This window comes from Gammaproteobacteria bacterium, assembly GCA_041395445.1.
Taxonomy (GTDB): Bacteria; Pseudomonadota; Gammaproteobacteria; order Xanthomonadales; family Marinicellaceae; genus NORP309.
This window is the reverse complement of the sequence record JAWLAO010000001.1, coordinates 261,226-285,350: the sequence shown is the minus strand read 5'-3', so window position 1 is coordinate 285,350 and position 24,125 is coordinate 261,226. Positions and strand designations below refer to the sequence as shown.

General features: G+C 38.4%; 22 protein-coding genes. 18 read left to right on the top strand and 4 right to left on the bottom strand.

Annotated features, from left to right (window positions below; genetic code table 11):
* Nucleotides 1-93: 93 nt before the first annotated feature.
* The 4 genes from R3F25_01295 to R3F25_01280 are packed head-to-tail and all read left to right on the top strand — an operon-like array spanning nt 94 to nt 3,639.
* Nucleotides 94-279 (top strand): hypothetical protein, encoded by a 186-nt coding sequence (locus tag R3F25_01295; protein MEZ5495461.1) that lies wholly within the window; start codon nt 94-96, stop codon nt 277-279.
* An 18-nt stretch (nt 280-297) separates the two neighbouring features.
* Nucleotides 298-1,434 (top strand): VWA domain-containing protein, encoded by a 1,137-nt coding sequence (locus tag R3F25_01290; GenBank protein MEZ5495460.1) that lies wholly within the window; start codon nt 298-300, stop codon nt 1,432-1,434.
* A gap of 8 nt (nt 1,435-1,442) precedes the next feature.
* Nucleotides 1,443-2,948: a HAMP domain-containing sensor histidine kinase gene (locus tag R3F25_01285; protein MEZ5495459.1), complete on the top strand. Its 1,506-nt coding sequence runs from the start codon at nt 1,443-1,445 to the stop codon at nt 2,946-2,948.
* Entirely contained in the window at nt 2,941-3,639 is a 699-nt protein-coding gene (locus R3F25_01280) for a response regulator transcription factor (protein ID MEZ5495458.1), read from the top strand. The genes R3F25_01285 and R3F25_01280 overlap by 8 nt, the downstream gene beginning before the upstream one ends.
* Before the next feature lie 66 nt (nt 3,640-3,705).
* On the opposite strand, the gene R3F25_01275 is transcribed toward R3F25_01280, so the two are convergent.
* From R3F25_01275 to R3F25_01260, 4 genes are all read right to left on the bottom strand, one after another.
* The gene (locus R3F25_01275) at nt 3,706-4,860 is read right to left on the bottom strand and encodes an iron-containing alcohol dehydrogenase (protein ID MEZ5495457.1); all 1,155 of its coding nucleotides are present in this window, start codon (nt 4,858-4,860) and stop codon (nt 3,706-3,708) included.
* A gap of 25 nt (nt 4,861-4,885) precedes the next feature.
* Nucleotides 4,886-7,021, bottom strand: coding sequence for an EAL domain-containing protein (locus R3F25_01270; protein ID MEZ5495456.1), 2,136 nt, complete (start codon nt 7,019-7,021; stop codon nt 4,886-4,888).
* A gap of 441 nt (nt 7,022-7,462) precedes the next feature.
* Nucleotides 7,463-9,655 carry a protein-disulfide reductase DsbD gene (dsbD, locus tag R3F25_01265; GenBank protein MEZ5495455.1) on the bottom strand — a complete coding sequence of 731 codons (2,193 nt, stop codon included), beginning with the start codon at nt 9,653-9,655 and terminating at the stop codon, nt 7,463-7,465.
* 20 nt (nt 9,656-9,675) lie between these two features.
* Nucleotides 9,676-12,390 (bottom strand): hypothetical protein, encoded by a 2,715-nt coding sequence (locus R3F25_01260; GenBank protein MEZ5495454.1) that lies wholly within the window; start codon nt 12,388-12,390, stop codon nt 9,676-9,678.
* Between the two features lie 117 nt (nt 12,391-12,507).
* Here R3F25_01260 and R3F25_01255 point away from each other — a divergent pair, with 117 nt between their 5' ends.
* From R3F25_01255 to R3F25_01190, 14 genes are all read left to right on the top strand, one after another.
* Entirely contained in the window at nt 12,508-12,993 is a 486-nt protein-coding gene (locus R3F25_01255; GenBank protein MEZ5495453.1) for an asparaginase domain-containing protein, read from the top strand.
* 2 nt (nt 12,994-12,995) lie between these two features.
* Nucleotides 12,996-13,613 carry an L-threonylcarbamoyladenylate synthase gene (locus R3F25_01250; protein MEZ5495452.1) on the top strand — a complete coding sequence of 206 codons (618 nt, stop codon included), beginning with the start codon at nt 12,996-12,998 and terminating at the stop codon, nt 13,611-13,613.
* Nucleotides 13,606-14,409, top strand: a complete 804-nt coding sequence (locus R3F25_01245; GenBank protein MEZ5495451.1) for a segregation/condensation protein A — start codon at nt 13,606-13,608, stop codon at nt 14,407-14,409. Before R3F25_01250 ends, R3F25_01245 begins: the two co-directional genes overlap by 8 nt.
* 2 nt (nt 14,410-14,411) lie before the next feature.
* The gene (gene scpB, locus R3F25_01240) at nt 14,412-14,975 is read left to right on the top strand and encodes an SMC-Scp complex subunit ScpB (GenBank protein ID MEZ5495450.1); all 564 of its coding nucleotides are present in this window, start codon (nt 14,412-14,414) and stop codon (nt 14,973-14,975) included.
* Nucleotides 14,972-15,781, top strand: coding sequence for a pseudouridine synthase (locus tag R3F25_01235; GenBank protein ID MEZ5495449.1), 810 nt, complete (start codon nt 14,972-14,974; stop codon nt 15,779-15,781). The genes scpB and R3F25_01235 overlap by 4 nt, the downstream gene beginning before the upstream one ends.
* A gap of 1 nt (nt 15,782) precedes the next feature.
* A complete protein-coding gene (locus tag R3F25_01230; protein ID MEZ5495448.1) occupies nt 15,783-16,322 on the top strand; it encodes a pseudouridine synthase in 540 nt (179 codons plus the stop codon).
* A 16-nt stretch (nt 16,323-16,338) separates the two neighbouring features.
* Nucleotides 16,339-17,373 (top strand): DNA polymerase IV, encoded by a 1,035-nt coding sequence (gene dinB, locus R3F25_01225; GenBank protein ID MEZ5495447.1) that lies wholly within the window; start codon nt 16,339-16,341, stop codon nt 17,371-17,373.
* A 109-nt stretch (nt 17,374-17,482) separates the two neighbouring features.
* The gene (locus R3F25_01220) at nt 17,483-17,950 is read left to right on the top strand and encodes a hypothetical protein (GenBank protein MEZ5495446.1); all 468 of its coding nucleotides are present in this window, start codon (nt 17,483-17,485) and stop codon (nt 17,948-17,950) included.
* Nucleotide 17,951: 1 nt separating this feature from the next.
* Nucleotides 17,952-19,859: an ATP-dependent DNA helicase gene (locus R3F25_01215; protein ID MEZ5495445.1), complete on the top strand. Its 1,908-nt coding sequence runs from the start codon at nt 17,952-17,954 to the stop codon at nt 19,857-19,859.
* Nucleotides 19,860-19,968: 109 nt separating this feature from the next.
* Entirely contained in the window at nt 19,969-20,262 is a 294-nt protein-coding gene (locus tag R3F25_01210; protein ID MEZ5495444.1) for a hypothetical protein, read from the top strand.
* A gap of 26 nt (nt 20,263-20,288) precedes the next feature.
* Entirely contained in the window at nt 20,289-20,726 is a 438-nt protein-coding gene (locus R3F25_01205) for a hypothetical protein (protein ID MEZ5495443.1), read from the top strand.
* Between the two features lie 196 nt (nt 20,727-20,922).
* Nucleotides 20,923-21,492 carry a YeeE/YedE thiosulfate transporter family protein gene (locus R3F25_01200; protein MEZ5495442.1) on the top strand — a complete coding sequence of 190 codons (570 nt, stop codon included), beginning with the start codon at nt 20,923-20,925 and terminating at the stop codon, nt 21,490-21,492.
* A gap of 12 nt (nt 21,493-21,504) precedes the next feature.
* Nucleotides 21,505-22,077 carry a DUF6691 family protein gene (locus R3F25_01195; GenBank protein MEZ5495441.1) on the top strand — a complete coding sequence of 191 codons (573 nt, stop codon included), beginning with the start codon at nt 21,505-21,507 and terminating at the stop codon, nt 22,075-22,077.
* 188 nt (nt 22,078-22,265) lie between these two features.
* Nucleotides 22,266-24,071, top strand: a complete 1,806-nt coding sequence (locus R3F25_01190; GenBank protein ID MEZ5495440.1) for a hypothetical protein — start codon at nt 22,266-22,268, stop codon at nt 24,069-24,071.
* The last annotated feature ends 54 nt before the right edge of the window (nt 24,072-24,125 follow it).

Below are 24,125 nucleotides of genomic sequence, written 5' to 3'. Positions count from 1 at the left end.
AACAAAATTCTAACAAAACTCTTGCAAGCTCATAACCACTTGCTTAAATTAAAGATGTATTCTGGCAGCACTTATTAACTTGTGGTGAAAAAAATGAAAACACTTACCAAAATCGTACTCACTTTATTAGTTCTGCTTGTTGCCGGAAACTCTTTTGCGAGCCCTAAATCTTTGGAGTTTGATGTGGCATTGTCGGATTTAAAAGTTCTGGCAGGAGCTCCGCAAAAGGCTTATCTCAATATCAATATCACCGGATTGCCTAATGGTTTAATGAGGTGAAACGTCCACAAACCAACATTGCTTTTGTACTTGGATCGGTCCGGTTCCATGTCAGGAATTAAGCTGATGCAGGCAAAACAGGCTTTAGAAATGGCGATTTCAAGACTGAATAAAGATGATGTGGCATCATTGATTGTTTATGATGATGAAGCTCAGGTTTTGTGGCCGGCGGCGACCATGCAAAATCCGGCACAACTTTTGAATATTGTACGTTCCATCAATACCGGTGGTTCCACCGCATTATTTGCCGGAGTGACTCAGGGCAGCTATGAAGTCAAAAAATTTCTCGACAGAAATAAAGTCAATCGTGTAATTCTTTTATCGGATGGTATGGCAAATATTGGTCCCAGTAAACCTCATGAACTGGCAGAACTGGGCAGAGCTCTCATCAAACAAGGAATCAGTGTTTCAACCATTGGCTTGGGTTTGGGATACAACGAAGATTTAATGACTCAACTTGCCGGTCATAGCGATGGTAATCACTATTTTGTGGAAGATGCCGATAAACTGGCTAAAGTTTTTGATTCCGAACTCGGAGATATTTTTTCAGTCGTGGCACAAGATATCGACATCAACATTATCTGCAAAGATGGTGTGAAACCATTAAGAATTCTGGGTCGTGACGAAAACGTATCCGGTCAAACTGTCACCACAAGATTTAGCCAAATTTACGGAAATCAGCAAAGATATTTGACAGTTGAGCTGATGATTCCTGAAGGAGTGAGTGGTAATCAATTATCGGTTGCTGATGTTGAAATTTCTTACAACGATTCGGCATCTCAACAAAAATTATCGCACCGAAATGACGTGGCTGTGACTTACACCGATCGCAAAGATGTTGTAGAGAAAAGCAAAAACACCGGAATTTATGACAATGTCAGTTCGTATGAAGCCAACGAGCTTTCCAAAAAAGTTGTACAATTGCGTGATAAAGGTTTGCTGAAAGAAGCTAAAGAACTGCAAGCAGAAAATATTTCTAATCTATCGAGACAAATGTCGCAGTCTTCTTCTCCGCAAAAATTGCAGGAGCAATTAAAGCAGGAGGAGTCATTATTAGATAGCTTGGATGAATCTGACTGGAATAAATACAGAAAAATGGCTCGTGAGAAACAACATAATATTGACACACAAAAAGTCAAAAAAGAGGATAAATAGTTAACAGTATGAATAATAAAAGTAATTTGCTATTACTGATATTATTCACTCTGACAGTTGGTGCTGTTGGCTGGTTAGGCTCTGTCCTGATTAGCCAGCAGGATCAACAGCTTCGCATCACTCAAATCAATCGTTTGCAACAATCTCTGGATTTGTTCAAAAAAAATATTGATAACACTATTGAGAACTATCATCAGCGGTTTTCGCCAATTTCAGGCTATAGTTTTGAACAGTTGGATGAAGAGATTCAACATAATCCTTTGCTACATGGAATTTTAGTGATTGATGAAAACGATGCTCTGGTTTATCCGAAGTCCGCATCCGTTACACGGCAGCGAAATGCTCATCATTGGCTGTCTAATATTGCACAGGCAGATGAAAAGACCACAAAGGAAAACTTGTTAACTCAGGGATGGTTCAGTTGGCATGACCAACAAAAAGAAAATTATATTTACTGGATAAACTCGAAGAACAAAAAATATTTTCTGGAATTAAATAACTCTATGTTTATGTCCGAATTTATTTATTTCTTATCCCAGCAACCGGCATTTGATGATTTGTCTTTTGTAAGAATTCTGGATAATCAAGGACGAAGCTTTTACCAATGGGGAGATGACAAGTTTTCTGAAACAGCCGAAATGCAACTACAAAGCGGACTGAACTCACCTTTGAATGGCTGGAGTGTGCAGTTTTATTCAAAAATTCCCGGACTGACGCTTTGGTCAAAATATCTGTTCCAAATTATCATAGCTGCTGTGGTGATTTTACTTTTTCTGCTGAGTTATTTTCTCTATCGTATCAAACGCCGTGAGCAGCAAGAAGCGATGCAAAGGCTGAGCTTTATCAATCAGGTTTCGCATGAATTAAAAACACCGCTGACCAATATCCGCTTGCATGGGGAATTATTGGAAAGAACTTTGGAAAAACAAAATATTCCGAATAATTCCGGTAGTTCATTGAACATTATTCAGCAAGAAAGTGAGCGTTTGACTCGTTTGATTAATAATGTATTGAACTTTAATTCACTTGAAAAAAATAACTTGCAGTTAAATTCAACGATCATTGATTTCGGCGAGTTTCTTCAGCAGGCGATAGAACCTTTTCAACCCACTTTTCAAAGGTTGAATATTCAAATTGATTTGCAAAATTTAATTCAGAAAGAGGTTAATGTTGATGTTGATATTTGCAAACAAATTATCGGAAATTTATTATCCAATATTGAAAAATATGCTGCTGAATCTGAAGTTGTGACAATCAATGCAAAAGATTTAAATAATAAAATTTCTATTATTGTTTGCGATCAGGGTCAGGGAATTTCATCCAGATTGGCAGAGAAGATTTTTCAACCCTTTTATCGAATTCATAATAAATTGACAACTGCCAGTGGTTCCGGTTTGGGTTTGGGATTGGCTCGTGATTTAGCCAGACTTCATGGTGGAGATTTGCAACTGGTTTCGTCTTCCAAAAAAGGAGCTTGTTTTCAATTAACAATCAAGGAGTTGAAAGATGTATAAAATTTTAATAGTTGAAGATGATATAAATATTGCATCCGGTTTGGTTCAGCTAATGCAACTGGAAGGGCATGATGCGAATGCGGCGCACGACGGGCAACAAGGTCTGGAAAGTTATTCGCAGAATGCTTATGACTTATTGATTGTTGATATTATGATGCCGGTGATGGATGGTTATGAACTTTGTCGCCGAATCAGACAGAAAGACAAAAGCATTCCTATCATATTTCTAAGTGCCAAAAATGATGAAATTGATAAAGTCGTTGGTTTGGAACTGGGAGCCGATGATTTTATTTCCAAACCATTCGGAGCTAGGGAAATGATGGCTCGCATCAATGCCATTATGCGTCGTCAATCCACCAGAGCATGTGACAATGATGATTTCATTATGGTCGATTTGAAAATTTCACCGGCTGCCAATCGTGCATATCGTGATAAGCAACCAATTGAGCTTTCAACAAAAGACATAAAAATTCTGCAATTGCTTTTTCAGAATAAGGGAAAAGTGATCAGCCGTGATCAAATCTCTGATGTTGCCTGGGGACATGACTATTTGTTCAATTCACGAGCGATTGATCAACATATTTTTCAGCTTCGTAAACGCATTGAAGTGGATTCTCAAAACCCAACAATCATCAAAACAGTTCATGGTGAAGGGTATCGGTTTGAAGATGCTGAAATAAATTCAGCATGACTACTCTTTTTGGCTTTGAAGAGGTATTGAATTTGTTGCCCTGAACTTGTTTCAGGGTCTATTACATTACAGTGCCGTATTCAGAATTTCTCTAACAACTTTTAAATCAACAGTACCATGTTCTCCCAAAGCGGTAAAACCATGTTGTTGGAGCTTTTGTAATACCGGTTCAATGGTCGTTTCATCTAAACCTACATCTGATAACCGAACCGGAACTTGCATAGTTCGGAAAAACTCTTCGGTTTTGGCAATCGCTTCATCCATAATTTCTGCGTCAGTACCATTCAAATTCCAGATTCGTTGTCCGTACTGAATCAGCTTTTCCCGTTTGGCTTCACAGCAGATTTTTAATGTTGCAGGCAGAACGATTGATAAAGTTCTGGCATGGTCAATGTGATGTATAGCAGTCAGTTCATGCCCAATCATATGTGTCGCCCAGTCCTGCGGAACGCCTGAACCAATCAAATTGTTGAGTGCCATTGTTGCCGACCACATGATGTTTCCACGAACTTCTAAATCATTTTTAGTTTCTTCATTTAGAGCTTTTGGACCTTCCTCAATAAGGGTGTGTAAAATTCCCTCAGCAAAACGGTCTTGTATTTTGGCGTTGACCGGATAAGTGATGTATTGTTCAACAGTATGAACAAAGGCATCGACAACACCATTACTAATTTGTCTATTAGATAATGTCAAAGTGGTTGAAGGATCAAGAACAGCAAATTTGGGAAACGTTAACGGAGAACCAAAAAACAACTTATCTTCACCGCGAGACATGACACTGCCAGAATTGCTTTCTGAGCCGGTTGCGGGTAATGTCAACACCACACCAAACGGAACCGCATCTTTGACTTTTGCTCCTTTACTGAGAATATCCCAAGGATCATCTCCCTGATATTTGGCAGCTGCGGCTATGAATTTTACGGCATCAACCACCGAGCCACCGCCAACTGCCAGAATATAATCAATCTGATTTTGTTGAATGATATCGACAGCTTTCATTGCCGTGTCATATTGCGGATTGGGTTCAATTCCTGAAAATTCCTGCCATGAATGGTTCTCCAAGGCATCAGAAACCTGTTGATAAACACCGTTTTTCTTGATAGAACCACCGCCATAGACTATCAGAACCTTAGAATCTTTTGGAATTTCGTTGGTAATTTTTTCGATTTGACCTTCGCCAAAGTGAATTTTTGTTGGGTTTTGAAATGTGAAATTGAGCATAATATATAATGAGTTATTTGATTATTTATAATTGACTTAAATAAGATAGCAATTGCATTTTATCAACTGGTTTAGAAAAATAAAAACCTTGATAATACTGACAATTTAGTTTTTTCATATGTTCGAGTTGTTGAGATGTTTCTACTCCTTCTGAGATGATATCTACATCCAAACTTCTGCTTAAATTAATGATACTTTTGACTAAAATTTCACTTTGTTTGTCATGAACTATTGCCTGAACGAAACTTTTATCTATTTTGATTTCATCAATTGGAAGCTTGATTATATGGGATAATGATGAAAAACCGGTGCCAAAATCATCTAAAGAAACAGACAACCCGGAATCTTTTATTATATTGAGATTTTCGACAATATTATCAACTTTATCCAAATTGATTGACTCAGTAATTTCTAAAACTAACCTGATATCATCATGAAGCTTTTCCTTGATTAAAGAAATCATGCCCTTAATATGGCTTTTGCTAACCAATTGATTTGTACACACATTGAGTGAAACTTTGAACTTTTTTGCATTTTGTTTGGAATAACTTTCAATAAATTGGTGAAAGTGTGTATTGAAATCAGAAAGAACCTGATTGATGACAAAATCTCCAATATCGTAAATTGAACCGGTTGATTCAGCAATCGGAATGAATTCATCAGGTTTGACATCACCGAGTTTTTCATTTTCCCATCTGATAAGTGCTTCAACGCCAATAATATTATTGTTCTTTATATCTATTTGAGGTTGATAAACCATGTGCATTTCATTTTTTTCCAGTGCATGGTTTAATTCTTTACTGATTAATGCTTGTTTATCTTTATTTTTATTTAAGCTTTCATCATATACGAAATAACCGGTTCTGTTCTTTTTAGCCTCATACATTGCAATGTCGGCCTTCCTTAACAGGTTGTTCATATTTTTCCCATCTTTTGGGTAGTTTGAAATTCCAACGCTAGCTCTGATAGAGAATTCTAACTCATCAATTTGCAAAGGCTGTTTAATTAGTTGTAAGAGTTCTTCGCATTTTTGAATACATTGTTTGGTATCTGTTGAAATAACGATAAATTCATCACCACCCTGACGAATACATAAGCTATTGGAATAAAACGCATTAATTTTCTTAGAAACTAATTTTATAACCATATCTCCTATATCATGACTATGCAAATCATTAATTTCCTTGAAATCATCAAGATCGATGAACATTACACAGGCTTTATCAAACTTATTTTTTATGACATTATTAAAAACTTTGATTAAATGTCTGGTATTGGGTAAACCTGTGAGCTGGTCGTGCTCAGCTAAATAAGCTAAGTTTTTTTCTGATTGCAATTGTATTTTTTCGTGATACTTAAATAATTTATACAAAACCAGGTTGAAAATGGTCAGAATTAGAGCTACCCAGCCGATTGGAGGCAGGAGCTTAGAGTAAAGGTTGCTTATGTTTTTCTTTGTGAGAATAAAAAGATCATAAGTACCCTCATAACTTATTGCTGCTATTGAGTACCCTTGAGGGTAGCGGGGGTATATTAAGCTAACAATTAAATTAGGGTTGGATTGCAAATCTTTTCGGGCATATCCAGTATGCTTTGTCATATTTTTATCAAAATTTAATAAATACTTTTCATTTATTGGTTTGGAATAAATATCTTGATTTGGAAGAACTGTTTCGGGAAAGTAGTATTGAAAATAATTATCTGATCTGACAATTGATAGTTCTATATCACTTTGGTTAGATAGGCTTCCCCATGGGCTGTTTCCACCAGTCAGTTTGATTCCACCTGCCAGTATCGCTATGGCATTGTGATTTTTATCTGATATTCGATATCGGATAGGTGCAACCCATTGTTTAAGTTCATCAAGATAATATGTTCTGCCCATGACCAGATTATTCGATTGTAAAACTTTCTGAAATGATTTGGATGTTTCAGGAGTCGATTTTAGGTTTGGAATATTGGATGCATCCATATTTGAGCTGGCTATCAGAACATCGCCTTCCAGTGATGCTAATCCGACCCCTGCGAAAGCCGGATTATTTGAAAGTAACGTGTCTAAAATTTCTATAGCTTTTTGTTTATTGTTGAAAAGTCCAACATCTATTAAACGTTCACCAGTTGCTTTGAGTAGAGCTTCATCAATTTTAAGAATTGAATTCATCGATGACTGAACCATGCGATTTGTGAACTGAAGTTCAGTTTTGGTCTCAGAAACTAAGGTCCTCCAAGTGAAGTAGGTAGCGAGAAGCAATATTAGAACTGAGGCGAACAGTATAAGAAAATATAGTCGCCAGAAAGTTTTGCGTCTTTTTTCAGGAGATTTAATCATTTCTAATTCCGCAAATCAACAATACGCCAAAGTGTGTGAAATTGATAGCCATAGTTAGTCATTATAAGTCAGTTATATTATTGTTTTCCAGATTTAGCGAGAAACTTTAGGTTTATCTATATGCTTTTTCAAAAAGAATTCACAAAGCCAAGAATATGTGAAGAAGAGTCGAATACAATTTCAACAAGAAAAGTAAGACGTGTATTCAATAATTTTGTCTTTACAAAGCCCGAGACTATTCTTACGGGCTTTGTATTCAAGGTTAATAGAAAGTTATTTCACATTTTGTAAGTGTTCTACAAACTCAACAGGTCCTTTGAAGCCAAAGAAACTGGAACTTTTTTGCAATTTACCATTGGTAAAGAACAGTGTCGCCGGAGGTCCGATAATATTGAATCGTTTCATTAAATCCTTGTCGATTTCATCCTGATCTGTGACATCAGCTTTGAGAACTAAAAATCTTTCCAGTTCTGTTTGTACCGGTTCTTTAGAATAAGTTGCTGATTCCATTTTGATGCATTCCACGCACCAATCAGCGTAAAAATCCAGCAGAACCGTTTTTTCAGATTCACTGATGGCTTTTTGTAAATCGTCATAGGATTTGACTTTAGTGAACGTGAATTCAAACTTGGTCAACGGATGCATAAAATTGGTGTGCCCTTTGATGGCTCCGATAATTTCTACTACACCAATAGCCAGTAATGCAAGTTTAAAGATAAAAAACAATGCGAGTGTTTTGCCTTGGGCTCCGTTTTTGACGGCATATTTAAACCAGAAAACAGAAGATAATAGTGCTAAAGTTCCGAATAAGGCTAAAGTGACTCGTCCAGGAATGATTCGTGATAAGAACCAAATCGCCATTGCTAACAAGGCAATGCCGAAAAAGGCTTTGACGACATTCATCCAGCCACCCGAACGTGGCATCCATTTGCCTGCGGAAGCACCGATGAGTAATAATGGAACGCCCATTCCTATAGACATGGCAAATAATGCAAAACCACCGACAACCGGATCACCGGTATTGGAAATATACAAAACCGCTCCGGCTAAAGGCGGTGCTACGCAAGGTCCGACAATGATTGCAGAGAGGAAGCCCATGATTCCGACGCCAATGTAAGTACCTGATTTTTGCTTGTTACTGATTCCGGAAAGTTTATTTTGCCAAGAAGCCGGTAGTTGCAAATCGTAATAACCAAACATTGACATTGCCAAAGCCACAAATACCATACTGAAAGAAATGATTATCCATGGTTTTTGTAAAGCAGCCTGAAGATTTGCTCCCAATAATCCTGCAATCACACCGGCTGCGGTGTATGCCAATGCCATAGCGACAACATACACAAGGGAAAGCATAAAGGCTCTGGAACGAGTGATTTCACCTTGACCCATAATCAACCCTGAAAGAATTGGAATCATTGGGAAAACACAAGGTGTTAAGGCTAATAGCAATCCAAACCCGAAAAATTTAATGATAGTCATGAACCAAGAATTCTTTTCAATGTCTGCGGTGATTTGATCCTGCTCTGAAAGAGTTTGTTCTGATGAAGAACTGGTATCCGTTTGATTTGAAAGTGTTTTTGCAGGTAAATGGACTTCAATGGTTCTCGTTGCCGGAGGATAACAAATTCCTTCATCCACGCAACCTTGGAAATCGGCTTGGAGTTGCAATTTTTCTGCTGAGTTATTTCGGTTGATTTGGACTTCAATTTCTACCAAATCGAAGTAAACCTCAACGTCTCCGAAATGCGGGTCATTTTTAACAATTGCGGGCGGAAATTTAATATCACCAACGGAAATTCCGTCTGTTAGCGATAGCAGTTTGAATTTATCCTTGTACAAATAAACATTCGGGCTGAGAGTGAAACGTGCCGATAAAGTATCTTCATCCAGAGCAATGGTTTCAAATTTGAATGCTTCGGTTTCAGGCAACACTTCGTCCATCTGTCCTCCCCAGTTTGACTCATTTCCCAAACCGAGAGAACTGTCAGTTTTAGCAGAGAAAGGGTCATTGCCGTGAAGCTCTGCCGCTTGTGGAACCGGTAAAGTTAAATTGACTGTTTTGGTCTCAGGCGGATAACAGACTCCGGCTTCCGCACAGCCTTGATAACGAAACTTGAATGTTGTTTCGCGTTTGACCTGTGGGTTTTGATAAGGAATAATTATATCAATCGAGTGGTGATAAGTTTCAACCTCGCCAAAGAATTCGTCCTGTTTCTTTTCTCCATCAGGAATCTGAGCCTCGCCAAACTCGACAGATGCATCGCTATTTGGAAATTTGAAAGCATGTTTGTAAAGATAATATTTATCTGCTATATCAAAGTGAAGAGTAATATCTTCCATAGTGACTTTGGTGATTTTCCCTGAAAAGGCATCATCTGCATCCAGTAAATCATCTTGATTGAGCGCGAGTGAAATTTGGCTGTAGATAAATAGACAAGCAATAGCGATGAAATTAAATTTTCTCATAGTTGTTTTTTTGTTGGTGTTTACTTGATAGATTTTAAACGCAGCAAAGTTTGTTGCAGACTTGCATTTGACCCGAGAGTTTGGAAATTATTCCATTTATTTTCATTTATTTTAAGATTGGCATCCATAAACTCCAAAAATTCGGTGATGCTTTGCTCATTCTGATAGTGTCTTGCTATTTCATCAACTTTTGCAATTTGTGTTTTACCAAAGAGTAGCGATTGAATATTGTCGCTTAATAAATATTCTTCCGGTTGCAGAAAATAGAGCATCGCAGCGAATAATTTAATAGAGCGATCGTAGTCAGCCAAACCTTGAGTGAGTTTTTTCTGAGTCTCGGTTGGTTGAGAAATCTGATTTAATAATGTTTGATAGATGAGTTTTTCCAACTCTTTGGATTTGCCTTGAAATGCCAGTTGCACATCTTGGCTTAGTTCCTCCAAATGATTCACGCTGATAACTTCAACACCGGCAATGGCTTCTGAGCCTATAAACTTATCTCTCCATTCTTTTCCAATTTGCCAGTTTGATGTTAAGATTTTGGATGTGTCGGCTCGTGATGCCGTCAAAAAAGTCAAACGGTTCGGAACCAGACCAAATGTGCCTCTTTTGAGAGATGTGTTGATATTTGTTCCCACAATGGCAAGTGGACAGTATTGCTGCAAGACAGATTCATCGCTGGAACCAAACAAGTAAAGATTTTCTTCATCACTGGTGAGTTTCTTCTCAAAGATGATTTCGTCATTGTAAAATCCTTTAAGACTGAAGCTGAAATGCCCATAATAATTCGCCACATTATCATTATCCAAATGTGTTGGTGCCGCGCGGCGGTTTTCCCAGCCGACATTATCGTAACAGAGTTTAAGTTCACCCAATTTTAATTGGTCAGCAATCAACAAATGATTGGGAAACAATCCAAATAATGCTCGGGTTGGCTCTAAAGCGATACGGACCCCACAGGATGTTTGTGCCTGACAGGCTTGAATTTGTGCATCTTTGACTTTGTAGTTACTTTGTTGCTGCAAACCGTTCAATAAGTCCACATCACTTTCTTCTTTGAGATTTTGCTGGTTAAATTCGTTAGCAACTAACTTGATTTCGGCTTTGCTATTTTTCCATGACTGTTGAATTTTCTCGAAATGACGACTGAGAAGATCTTGATAGTTATTGTTGATACAACTCAGTTTTTTATTCAGACGCTCACCTTGATTGATAACAGCATTAATTTTTTGTTTAACTGCTGGATATGCATGTAAAAGTCCAGGCCAACGATCAGCAAACCAAAGAATAGATTCGGCAGCGAATGACCATTCTAACGGGTTAGGTAGTTCTTGCTCACCATCCAGACATTCGTTTTGGGCTTCGTTTGCATAAAGGATGTTAATAATTTGCCAGTAGGGCAAATTCAGGGCTCGGTCAATAGCTTCTTTGGTATCTATTTTGGTTAATGAGCCGGCTAATTCTCTGCTTTGAGCCTCTTCCAATGCGGCACGGGCGAAGTCCGACAAACAACCGGTGAATTGATTTTCGGAGATCGGTTGCTGTGGATTTGGCTCATGTTCGCGACTGATATTCAAACAAACTTCCAGTTCTTGCATGATTTTTTGGCGAAATGGCAGATTCATATATCTATCAAAGCCAGGTTCTACCAGTTGATAAATTCCACGGATTTTACTATTAAATTGCGGATTAAAAATCAATTCTTCACTGGCTTCAGGGATGATAAATCCTGTTTTTAACTCATCAATACTTTGCGAAATGATTTCAGACAAAGCTGAATTTACATTTGCCAATTCATCCGATTTTTCAGTAAACCAAGCACTGTTTATTTCAATAAAACTTTGCAAATCTTTCAAATCAGTAACAGCAAAGAAATCTTTGTCCCGGTATAGGTTAAAAGATAATTCCTGCCAACTGAAAACCGAGGCAATGAGATTATTAGAGGATTGGTTTAATGAAAAGCGTAAAAAACTTTGAAACAGGCTCTTGTCATTTGCAGCAACCAGTCCTTCGGATTGAAGTAATTCAGGCAATTCAGAGAGTTTGTCTTCTTTTTCGTACCACTTTAATAATTCTGACAAAGTGTTGTTGTGTGGCTCGGTTAAATCCACTTTACCTTCAGTATTTTCATCATCTGTTTTGGGTTTTGACTCGTCAAAAAGATTAAAGGTCTCTGCAAAGACCTCTGTCCAGTTGATTTCTTCGTGCTTGATGATTTCAGATAAAATGATTTGCCAAATTTTAGGAAGCTGTAAATAAACATCAAAATCATCAGCACTATTGAGGAACTCCAACAAATTTTTCGCTGAAATATCAAAATCTGATCGCATGTTATTCCAGGTTTGAATATTCATTCCATGTGTATATTGACTGAGAATTTTGCCATATTCGAATTGAAAATTAATTGTTGGATTTACAAAGTCCTGTTCAGTGATATTTTCTATTGCTTTCTGCCAGATGCTTTGGGCTTGTTCCTGATTATTAAAAGAACTCAGAATATTCCAAACAGCTTGAGTGAGATGAATAGAGCCTTGAATGCCATATTTTTTGCGAAGTTGGTAAACAATCGTGTCCGCATCAATGAGATGTTCAAACTGTGAAATTACCGGTTGTTCAGTGATTTCTGAAACTTCAGTAATTTCTGATTCTTTGGTTTCTATAGTTTGTGCATTAGCAAATTGCGAATTCCAAAAGGCGAAAACTATAATTGCAATGAAATAGAATGACTTTGTCATATTTGACGGTTATTGATACTCAAACAGTATTATGCAACATATCTAATGAAATATGAATTGGGTTTTGATGCATTTGTGTATAAAATAGGTTTTTTTCATTTTTAACAAATTGATTCAATGAAACAATTGAAGATTATCACGACTGGCGGAACAATCGATAAATTATATTTTGATGATGCTAGCGAATACAAAATCGGACAACCGGTCATTGGAGAGTTATTGCACTCTTTCAATGTGGCGTTTGATTTTGAGGTATTATCGTTAATGAAAAAAGACAGTCTTTACATGACTGATGATGATCGTGAATTGATAAAAAAAGTGATTGAAAAATCAGAAGAAGAGCATTTTCTTATTACTCACGGAACAGATACCATGGTTGAGACGGCAAATTATCTTTCTGATTTAAAAGGAAAAAAAATTGTATTAACCGGAGCTTTAGCTCCTGCAAAGTTTCAAAATTCGGATGCGATTTTTAATATCGGATGCGCCATAGCAGCAGTGCAAACTGTAGCTGAAGGCGCGTGGGTGATTATGAACGGAAAGGTATGGAATCCAAAGGAAGTTGCCAAAAATCGTGATGAGAATCGCTTCGTAAAGGTTTAATAATGGCAAGAATTCTCTATGTTCATCCTGACAATCCGCAACCACGTTTGATTAAACAAGCGGCGGAAGCCATCCAAAAAGGTGGAATTGTTGTCTATCCCACAGACTCGGGTTATGCACTCGGTTGGGCGATGGATAATGTGCAGGCACCGAAAACGGTCGCAAAGATTAGAAACATAGATAAACAACATTTTTTTAGTGTGATTTGCGGCAATATTTCCCAAATTAGTGACTTCGCAATTTTGGATAATATTGCTTTTGGAATTATCAAGTCTCACACTCCCGGAGCTTATACTTTTATCTTGCCGGCAACTCGTCGAGTTCCGAAAAAACTTCAACATCAAAACCGCAAGTCTATTGGTGTGAGACTACCGGATCATGAAGTGGTGAAAGCTCTTGTGGAAGAAATCGGAGAGCCATTCATGAGTTCTTCGTTGGAAATTCAGGAAAACAATGATTATGAGCTAAATTCTGATGAAATCAACGATCGCATTGGACATGCTTTGGAGTATATCATCGACTCCGGTTACACACCGGCTGAACCATCGACTGTGATTGAATTACTCGATGACGGTCCGCAAGTCATTCGCGAAGGAAAAGGAGTGATTGATTTTGTCTGACAACTCCAGAACACAAGTTCAGTCGGAAATGCCATTTGCGGTTGTTGAGGGGAAACCTTTCACACAAATGCCGACAGATTTGTACATTCCGCCGGATGCACTGGAAGTCATTCTGGAAGCCTTTGAAGGTCCTTTGGATTTGTTGTTGTATTTAATTCGCCGGCAGAATTTAAACATTCTGGACATTCCAATCGCCGAAATTACCAATCAATACATCGAATATATCAACCTCATCAGGAACATGGACTTTGAATTGGTTGCCGAATATCTGGTGATGGCAGCGATGCTGGCTGAAATCAAATCGAAAATGCTGTTGCCAAAACCAATATCCGAAGATGATGAGGAAGAAGATCCCAGAGCGGAATTGGTCAGACGATTACAGGAATACGAAAGATTTAAAACTGCTGCGCAGAATCTGGAAGACATGCCTCAGGAAAATCGTGATTTTGTTGTTGCCAGTGTTTATCTTGATAACAAACAAATCAATGTCGTTCCTCAGGAAGTTGACATGAGAGATTTAATTATGGCTTTTAAAGATGTTTTAGCACGAGCAGACCTCAAAGTGTCTCATGCCATTGAACGAGAAAGTATAAGCGTCAAGGATAAAGTCATATCCTTATTAGCAGCTCTCAAAGGAAAGTCAATGGTGACTTTTGATTCCTTATTTGTGCCATCGGAAGGGCGACATGGAGTTGTGGTGACATTTTTAGCGGTTCTGGAATTATTAAAAACACAGGTATTTGATTTGGTTCAAAATGAAACTTATGGAAAAATCTATATCAAGCCTTTGGAGTAAGCATGGAAATCAAACAAGTTAAAAATATTATTGAAGCCGCACTAATGGCATCAGCTGAGCCGCTGACTTTGAAAACAATGCAGAGTCTTTTCGTTGAACAGGAATTGACTCACAACGATGTTGCCAAGGCTTTAGAGCAATTGACAAAAGATTACGAAGACAGAGGACTGGAAGTCGTTGAAGTTGCGAGCGGATTTCGTCTGCAAACACGTCAATCCATACAACCATGGATTGCCAAACTCTGGGAAGAAAAGCCGAAGAAATACTCTCGTGCTTTATTAGAAACGCTGGCATTGGTGGCATACCGACAACCCATTACCAGAGGTGAAATTGAGGATGTTCGTGGTGTTGCGGTTAGCAGTAACATCATCCGCACTTTGATGGACAGAGAATGGATTCGGGTTTTAGGTTATCGTGATGTACCTGGAAAACCGGCCATGTTTGGAACAACCAAAGAGTTTTTAGATTATTTTAATCTTAAATCCCTGCAGGATTTACCGACTTTAGCGGAAATCAAAGATATAGACACATTTATGCCTGAACTTGACTTAGGACAACAAAATTGAATAAAAAAAATAACAAATCATCAGCAACGGAAGAAGTTTCCGAGCGCATCCAGAAAGTCATGGCCCGAAGTGGTTTGGGTTCTCGCCGACAACTGGAAAAAGCCATTTCCATGTCTCAGGTTTATGTCAATAACCAATTGATTGAGTTGGGATTTCACATCAAATCCGGGGATGTGATTCTGTGGAAGAACCGAAAATGGAAAGTTGAAATGCAACAACCGGATTTCAAGATTCTGATGTATAACAAACCATTGGGACAGGTAACAACTCGTAAGGACGAAAAAGATCGCCCAACCGTTTTTGACAATTTGCCAGAACTCAAAGGTCAACGCTGGATCAATATCGGACGACTGGATATTAATACTACCGGTTTGTTGTTGTTTACCACAGACGGACAATTTGCCAATCATATGATGCATCCAAGCACTCAGGTGGATCGTGAATATGCCTGTCGGATTTTTGGCGAAGTTGACCAGACCATGCTGGATAACATGAAAAACGGTGTGGAATTGGAAGATGGCAAAGCGGCTTTCAGTGATATTCAACAAGCCGGAGCCGGGGAGAGCAATCAATGGTTTCATGTAGTGCTCCTGGAAGGGAAAAATCGTGAAGTCAGGCGCTTGTGGGAATCACAAGGACTGAAAGTCAATCGTTTGAAAAGAGTTCGTTATGGCGGAGTTTTTCTGCCCAAAAATTTACGTCCGGGACAATTCAGAGAACTCACTCAAGGTGAAAGAAATATCTTGTTACAGGATGTTAATTTTCAATCGCCACAGTCCGAACTCATTGCTCATTTTCTGAAATAAGGTGCTCATCGCATTTAATAAACCTTATCAAGTTCTCAGTCAGTTTACTGATCCAAATCAACGACAGACACTAGCCAATTTCATTGACTTACCTAATGTGTATGCCATTGGCAGGCTGGATTATGACAGCGAGGGTTTGTTATTGCTGACAGATGACGGTCAACTCAAACATCAACTGGCTCATCCCAAACAAAAAGTCAATAAAGTTTATCTGGTTCAGGTTGAAGGAGTTGCACGTAAGCCATCGCTGGATTTACTGCGTAAAGGAGTTGAACTCAAGGATGGAATTGCCAAAGCAGTTTCGGTGCAGTTGCAACTGAAACAACCGGCATTTGTTTGGAAACGCAATCCACCGATTCGGCAAAGGAAAAATATTCCAACCAGTTGGGTAGAAATTGTAATCAATGAAGGGCGAAACCGACAGGTTCGGCGCATGATGGCTCATGTTGGTTTGCCGGTTTTACGTCTTATCAGAACTCAAATTGGTGATTATAATTTAGGGGATTTACCCGGTGGAAAGTACCAAATCATCACTCCGTAAAATCATTCACATTGATATGGACTGCTTTTATGCAGCCGTTGAAACCCGTGAAAATCCACAACTCAAAGGCAAACCGGTTGCCGTTGGCGGTCGCCCCGAAAGTCGTGGAGTGGTGGCAGCTTGTAATTACGAAGCCCGTGCTTTTGGTGTCCATTCTGCCATGCCTATGGGTCAGGCGATTAAGAAATGTCCGCAATTGATTATTGTCGGTGTCAATATCCCGCTTTATCGACAAATTTCGAATGAAATTCATAAAATTTTCCATGAATATACCGATTTGATTCAACCCTTATCATTGGATGAGGCTTATCTCGATGTCAGTGATTGCAAGCAATGCAAGGGTAGTGCGACCTTAATTGCAGCGGAAATTCGCCGGAAAATTTGGCAAAAACACCAACTCACTGCATCGGCGGGAATTGCTCCGAATAAATTTCTCGCTAAAGTAGCCAGCGATTGGAATAAACCCAACGGACAGTTTGCCATCACACCTGAAAATGTTGAAAGTTTTGTTGCCGATTTACCGGTAAAAAAGATATTTGGAGTGGGAAAAGTCACCAATCAAAAAATGCAAAATCTCGGAATCCAAACCTGTACCGATTTACAAAAGTTTAATCAGCAACAATTGCATCAGCAGTTTGGCAAGTTTGGTTATCAACTTTATAATTTGGCACGAGGTATTGATCATCGCGAAGTGATTTCAGAAAGCATTCGCAAGTCTCTTAGCATTGAAGACACTTTTTTGCATGATAAGAAGACACTCAAAGAATGTATTGATGAAGTCGAAACACTCTTTACCGGTTTTATGAAACGACTGGAAAAAAGCCAAAATAACAGACCTTTACCAATTAAATCGCTTTATGTGAAACTTAAATTCAATAACTTTCAAACCACAACAGCACAAATGCTGGCACATGCTCCCGACAAAGAAATATTCAAACAACTGGTTGAGAAAGCCTGGTGTCGAAAAAAAAGACCGGTGCGACTGATTGGTCTTGGAGTTCAGTTTAGCGAAGAAAATGATGGCAGACAATTGGATTTGCCGTTAATGTGAATTTGCATTTGCCAAAAACCAACTCAGCTTTTATGATAACCGATTGTTGTAACTTCAATCCTTGAATAACGTGAATCAACTTCAAAAAATTACATTCAGTCTTGTTATTTTGACGAGCTTATCATCCTGTCAGATGTTCGAGGAGCATAAACCGGCCGATGTGCGTGATGCCACAATTGATGCTGAAATTAATCCTCAGAATAAGCAGGATTCGGTGATTGAAACCATGCCATTACTTAGCGGTTCTGTGCTCGAATTGTATAATCAGGCTAAAGAACTTTATGGTAACAATCAATTTGAAGAAGCCATTGAAATGCTACAAAGAGCCAATGAAATTCAGCAAGCACCACAGGTGAGTCAATTACTGGCTGAGATTTATTTGCACAAAAAGGATTATAAACAAGCTCATGTTTGGGCAGAAAAATCCACCGAACAAGGACCAAGTAAAGGCAGTCACTGTGAAAAATCCTATCGAATTTTGGCAGCGGCGGCAAAAAGGTTGGGATATATTCGAAATTACCAAGATGCTGTTAAAAAGCAGGAAGATTGCTTAGTCATCGCTCCGGAAACTTTCTAGTATGAGTGTTTATGACATTCTCGGTGAGAACGGAGTTTTCGCCAAAAAACTGAACGGATTTAAAGTTCGGGATGTTCAACTCAAGCTGGCGGATAAGATTTCAGACACCATTGATGCTTGTGGGACACTCATTGCTGAGGCAGGAACCGGAACCGGAAAAACCTTTGCTTACTTAGTTCCGTCCATATCTAAAAAGAAAAAAACAATCATTTCAACCGGGACAAAAAACCTTCAGGAACAACTTTTCTATAGGGATTTACCTAAGGTTTTAGAGATTATGGAACTCAAACCGAAAGCCCGGTTGCTCAAAGGTCGGTCCAACTATTTATGTCTGCATCGAATGCACAATGCTTATCATTCCCGCATTATGCACAATCCGGATTATGCTTATCCGTTGCAGATTATTGAAAAATGGTCTCATCAAACAACCGTCGGAGACAAGTCGGAAGTAGAAGAGGTGACCGAAAATGACTTGGTTTGGCGGCATGTGACTTCAACGGCTGAAAATTGCGTTGGTGCTGAATGTCCCGAATACACCGATTGTTTTGTCATGAAAGCCCGACGCAGAGCAATGGAAGCTGATGTTTTGGTGGTGAATCACCATTTGTTGTTTGCAGATATGGCGTTGAAACAAGAAGGCTTTGGGGAGTTGTTGCCTGATGCTGAAGTCGTGATATTGGACGAAGCTCATCAAATTCCCGAAATTGCATCCCGATTTTTCAGTCAGTCGTTTTCATCCTATCAGTGTGTTGATTTGCTCAATGATATTCTGAAAGAATGCAACGAAGTGACGGGAACTTTCGCAACGGTGTCAAAAAATCATGAATTTGTGGAACAGGCTTTGCGAGATATTCATTTGCAGTTTTCCGACTTGGTGGAAACAGATACCTTGCAAAATATGCTCAGTCGCAAATCCAATGCCGAGCATTTACAACTCCTTCAACAAAGTCTTAAGGACTTGGGTGAAATTCTGAAAGCATTGGCATCTCAATCCAAAGGTCTGGAATCATGTTTTATCCGCTGTGAATCGCTGGTGGTGATGCTTGAAGAAATTTTGGGAAAACTGGACGTGAATCATATCTATTGGTACGAAGTGAAACCAAAGTATTTCATTATTCACAAAACTCCATTGGATATTTCAGATCCATTAACACAATTCCGCAATGAAAATCAGGCAGCCTGGATTTTGACTTCAGCGACTTTAGCAGTGAATGAGAACTTTTCCCACTTCAAGCAGGAAACCGGCTTGATTGAAAGTGAAGAAATCTTGCTGGATAGTCCTTTTGATTATCAAAGCAACGCGATTCTTTATGTTCCGAAAGATTTACCGGATGCAAATAGTTACGATTACAATCGAAAAACATGTGAACATGTATTACCACTTATTGAACAAGTCTCCGGAGGAGTGTTTTTCCTTTTTACCAGCCACAAGGCTCTTAATGATGCGGCACAATTTTTTCATGAGAAACTGGATAAACCGCTTTTTGTACAAGGTCGCGGAAGCCGTCATAAGTTGCTGGCTGAATTTGCTGATGCCGGTAATGGTGTTTTGCTGGGTGCTGCCAGTTTTTGGGAAGGAGTGGATGTTGCCGGAGATAATTTATCTTGTGTGATTATTGATAAATTACCTTTTGCTCATCCTGACAACCCTGTTTTACAGGCGAGAATCAACAAAATCACCGAAGAGGGCAAGAATTCTTTCTTTGAGTATCAACTTCCTAAAGCGATTATTACATTGAAACAAGGCATCGGGCGTTTAATTCGTAGTGAGGCCGACAAAGGGATTTTGGTCATTTGTGATAAACGAATTATCACTAAAGCTTATGGTCGCATGTTTATCAACAGTTTACCGAATATGAGCAAGACCACCGATCGACAAAAAATCGTCTCATCATTTCAACGGATTTAGCTCCGGCAAAATTATTAAAAAAAGGGCTGTAAAAAAACCAGAAAAGAGTTTACAATTTGTTACAATTCATTTTAATATACCAAATAACACTAAAAATTGGGGGGTTATCATGGACATTGCGAATTACATATTTATCGGGGCAGCCATCATCATGGCATATTGCATGTATCTCGTTGTTTCACTCAACAAACAATTCTCAGGTGGTCTGGTTGGTAAATACTGGAAATCATTAATGTTTCTGGTTAGTATTTTTACTGCCGGTTATCTGGCATTGCCATTTTTCAATCAGGTTCCTGAAGAAATTCTCAGACTGACTGTTGCCGGTGTTTTCCTGTTCGGTGCTTTTTATGTGGTTATTACCATTAAGCTGATAAAAAGCATCATCGAAGCATTTGCTGAATAATTTGCTTAGGGCGACTTGTGGAACTTTTGCTCAAAAGAACCGAGAAGGGTGAGGATGCCATTCATAATCGGGTTTATGATTTATCACAGGAAAAACGTTGGGTTCTAATTCTTGTAGATAGTAAAACCTATGTATCGGATATTTTCAATAAATGTTCCGATCAATGGAGTCCAATCAAGGATCTGCTTGAATTAGAACAGGATGGCTTTATCGTGAACTCAATGGTCTCAGAAGCCATTTCCTCAAGTCTGTTACTGCAACAAAAGCTGGTAGCTGAAGTCAAAAAATTCATACCTGAAAATTATGAAAAGGCGGTGAATAAAATTCATAACAGTCAACTGGACTCAGCATCCTTAAAAAAAGCTGTCAATAGTTCCTGTATGTATATCAATTTGACAATTTCTCAAGATATTGCCAAACAACTCAAAAGTCGTCTGACACAATTAATTGATATGAATAGTTAAACTGAGCCAATCAGCTGTTCAAAAATTATATTCCAAACTAAAACAACTTCGCATTTGTCTTTATATTTGCATAACTTCCTTGCTTAGTGCTATATTAGCTAAGTTTAATATAACATTTTCTAATTTCGGATAGTGTTTTGGAACGCGGTGCATAAAGTTTTATGCAGTCAGTTAATCTAAATTTAGGGGTACATTTATGAATAGTTCTTGGGGATGGCTTAAGAGTGGAATCATTCTTGGGTTTTGTTTTTTAATTGCAGTAGCACTTGTGAAGCCGATTGGTGTTTCCACACAGTATGTTATTGCTGATTGTTTTATCTTTTGTAAGCTCAAACCGGATTTGGCGCAGAAAAACACAGATGCAGAAGGAAACACAACATATTCAAGTTCAAATGCTTACTTGAATAAAAGTGATGGTAAGTATGCTAAAAGCAGTTTGAATATTGCAAATTACGGTTTTATTTTTGTGTTGGCTATGTTCGCAGGTGGTTTCTTATCTGCAAAACTAGGAGGTCCAAAAGTAGAAAAAGATGAAGGCTGGATTCCACAAACCTGGCGAGATAATCTGGGTTCTTCCTGGAATAAGCGAATGTTTGGAGCTTTTATTTCAGGTTTCTTCATCCTGTTTGGAGCAAGACTCGCCAGTGGCTGCACATCAGGTCACATGATGAGCGGTATGATGCAAACTTCCTTAAGCGGATATTTATTTGCTGCCGGAGTTTTTGCAATTGCAGTTCCTGTTGCAATCTTTGTGTTCAAAAAATAAGGAGGTTATGAAATGAAAGAAATAATTTTAGCGATTGTTATCGGTGGTGCTTTCGGTTTTATTTTGCACAAAGTCGGAGCAACAAATCCAAATAAAATCGTCGGTTTCTTAAGATTGACTGATTTGCATTTGGCAAAAGTCATCTTGTTTGCAATAGGATTCTCTAGTTTGCTGTTATTTATTCTGATGGCAGCCGGCGTGATTCCAACTTCGCACATTAGTGTGAAATCTTCTTATGTTGGTGTGATTGTTGGAGGAGCTATTTTTGGGATTGGCTTTGGTCTTGGTGGATATTGTCCGGGAACAACACTAGCTGCATTGGGAGCCGGGCGAAAAGATTCGATTTTCATGATTTTGGGTGGCTTGGTCGGAGCATGGGTTTATGTGCTTTTGTATGGCTGGTTAACTGAAAACATGTCTTGGTTGTTTGATAAAATCGGTGGTGGAGCCGTTTCTTTAGCTCAAACCGGGAATGAAAAATATCCTGCATTGATTGATGGTGTGTCCGGCTTGGTTGTTGCCGGAGTGATCGCCATTTTATTTATGGGTGGTGCTGCATTGTTGCCAAATAAACTTAGAAAATAACATCAAATTACCAAAAGTTTTAAAAAGCCTGAATTTTTTTCAGGCTTTTTTTATTTTATAACCTATTGATTTAAATATTAAAAAATATTTGTTCAAACTCTTTCAGAATGTTTCAAACTTCATTCAGGATATTCAAACTTCATTTTTGTTTAATACACTCACTTTTTTAAAACTTCGGGGAAACGAAAATGAAAAATAATTTTATCAAGACAATTTTGTCGCTACTTTTATTAACTGTAACATCTATTAGTTCTGCGTTTGTAACTGTCGGAGCGACGGCGGATTGTGATTATAACACCCTATTCGATGCCTATAATGATGCTGATCCATTTGTCAGGATTACTGCTAATAAAACCGTTAAGCCAAACTTCACATTTGCAAAAACCAAATGGATGACCGGAGGGTATGCAAGTTGTGCCTCAGCAAGTGCAGGAGATCCTCCTGTTGGTAAAACATATTGGCTGGCTCCATTTGACAATATGGTTACATTTGATATTGATGGTCCTGTCGGGAGTAATACAATAATCGTTGCTGATGGCTTTAATATTTATGGAGGAGTGAATACAGGTTTAGGTCAAACTGGCGGGATTAAAGTATGGGGAGATGTTTTTTTAACTATTGCCAATAGCAATGTTTATGATCATGAGAGTGAGTTTGGTGGTGGAATACAAGTTCATGGTGAAGATGCTCGAGTCATTGCTACTAATACTCAAATTTATAATAATACAGCTATTAAAGTTGGTGGAGGTGTTTCCTGTACAAATGGTGCTAGTTTCACGTTAATGGGAGAATCAAGTATCAAAGGTAATGAAGCATTATCTGGGGCTAATTTAGTTGAGTTTCCAGGACATGGCGGTGGAATATACGCAGATACGGGATGCCAAGTCACAATTAATAGTGGTGATAACAATGACTTGTTTGCAACGGAATTTGGAGTTCTATCAAATATTGCAGCAGGACAAGGCGGAGGAATTTATATTAAGGGAGGTTCTAGTGTTGAACTGACAGGAAATGCCAATCATCCAGCAAGTATTATCGGTAATATCTCAAATATTGATACAACGGATGTTATTATTGGCGGAGGAGGAGTCTATCTTCAAGGGAGTAATAACTTTCCTGGTGATGGAACATCTTTCACATCAACAAATGGAAGAATAGAACTAAACATTGCTCAACATGCGGGAGCTGGTTTTGGAGTCACAGGAGGAGCATCATTTACAATGAACAGGGCTGAAGGGAACTGTTGGGACAATGATAAATGTTCAAGTTTATCCAGTAACTTTGTTTCTGACGCAGATCATGATGGCGATGGAACAGCTGCTGCTGGATATATATATGATATCAATTCAACCGCGTCCATTTCTCAAACATTATTAAAAAATAATCATGCCAATCAGTCTGCTTTATTTTTTGTGCGTAATTTCGGAAATTTATTTCTTGAAGGTAATGTTATCACAGCGAATGGTCCAAACGGCCAACCTTTTGCGTCTGATTTAATTAAACTCTATGCTGTTAATAATGCAGCAAATCTGGACTTTTTTTATAACACAATTGCTGGAAATACTGTAGATACTCATTTTGCATTGCACGGATCAGATGCTCAAAACTGGGTGAGAATCTACAATTCAATCATATATGATCAAGGTGATATAATTTCTACTTCAGGGAATATAACTCCATTCCTGAGACTGAAGTGTAACTATGTTCATGAAACAAACTCTTTCCCACCAAATGGGGGTTCCATAGAATTAGAAGACAATTATCCATTTAACCCTGATTTTGTCGATGGGGTGAACGGAGACTATCATTTACAAAGCATGTCCTTTGCTAAAGATTTATGTTCAGAAAATGAAATTCAAAGTTCCTATCCCGATATTGAAGGAAACCCCAGAGGAGTTGATGATCTGGCTATTCCAAATCTAAGAGGTCCATTTGATATCGGAGCTTATGAAGAAATCAGTTTTGATATAATTTTTAAAGATAGTTTTGAATAACCTTATGTTGAGTGTGGCTTATTGAAAGTCACACTCAGCTTTCATGTTTATTAA

Coding starts and splice junctions, on each gene's coding strand:
- R3F25_01295 (MEZ5495461.1), top strand. CDS start 94: ATGAAAACACTTACCAAAATCGTACTCACTTTATTAGTTCTGCTTGTT.
- R3F25_01285 (MEZ5495459.1), top strand. CDS start 1,443: ATGAATAATAAAAGTAATTTGCTATTACTGATATTATTCACTCTGACA.
- R3F25_01280 (MEZ5495458.1), top strand. CDS start 2,941: ATGTATAAAATTTTAATAGTTGAAGATGATATAAATATTGCATCCGGT.
- R3F25_01275 (MEZ5495457.1), bottom strand. CDS start 4,860: ATGCTCAATTTCACATTTCAAAACCCAACAAAAATTCACTTTGGCGAA.
- R3F25_01270 (MEZ5495456.1), bottom strand. CDS start 7,021: ATGAATTCAATTCTTAAAATTGATGAAGCTCTACTCAAAGCAACTGGT.
- dsbD (MEZ5495455.1), bottom strand. CDS start 9,655: ATGAGAAAATTTAATTTCATCGCTATTGCTTGTCTATTTATCTACAGC.
- R3F25_01260 (MEZ5495454.1), bottom strand. CDS start 12,390: ATGACAAAGTCATTCTATTTCATTGCAATTATAGTTTTCGCCTTTTGG.
- R3F25_01255 (MEZ5495453.1), top strand. CDS start 12,508: ATGAAACAATTGAAGATTATCACGACTGGCGGAACAATCGATAAATTA.
- R3F25_01250 (MEZ5495452.1), top strand. CDS start 12,996: ATGGCAAGAATTCTCTATGTTCATCCTGACAATCCGCAACCACGTTTG.
- scpB (MEZ5495450.1), top strand. CDS start 14,412: ATGGAAATCAAACAAGTTAAAAATATTATTGAAGCCGCACTAATGGCA.
- dinB (MEZ5495447.1), top strand. CDS start 16,339: ATGGACTGCTTTTATGCAGCCGTTGAAACCCGTGAAAATCCACAACTC.
- R3F25_01215 (MEZ5495445.1), top strand. CDS start 17,952: ATGAGTGTTTATGACATTCTCGGTGAGAACGGAGTTTTCGCCAAAAAA.
- R3F25_01210 (MEZ5495444.1), top strand. CDS start 19,969: ATGGACATTGCGAATTACATATTTATCGGGGCAGCCATCATCATGGCA.
- R3F25_01200 (MEZ5495442.1), top strand. CDS start 20,923: ATGAATAGTTCTTGGGGATGGCTTAAGAGTGGAATCATTCTTGGGTTT.
- R3F25_01195 (MEZ5495441.1), top strand. CDS start 21,505: ATGAAAGAAATAATTTTAGCGATTGTTATCGGTGGTGCTTTCGGTTTT.
- R3F25_01190 (MEZ5495440.1), top strand. CDS start 22,266: ATGAAAAATAATTTTATCAAGACAATTTTGTCGCTACTTTTATTAACT.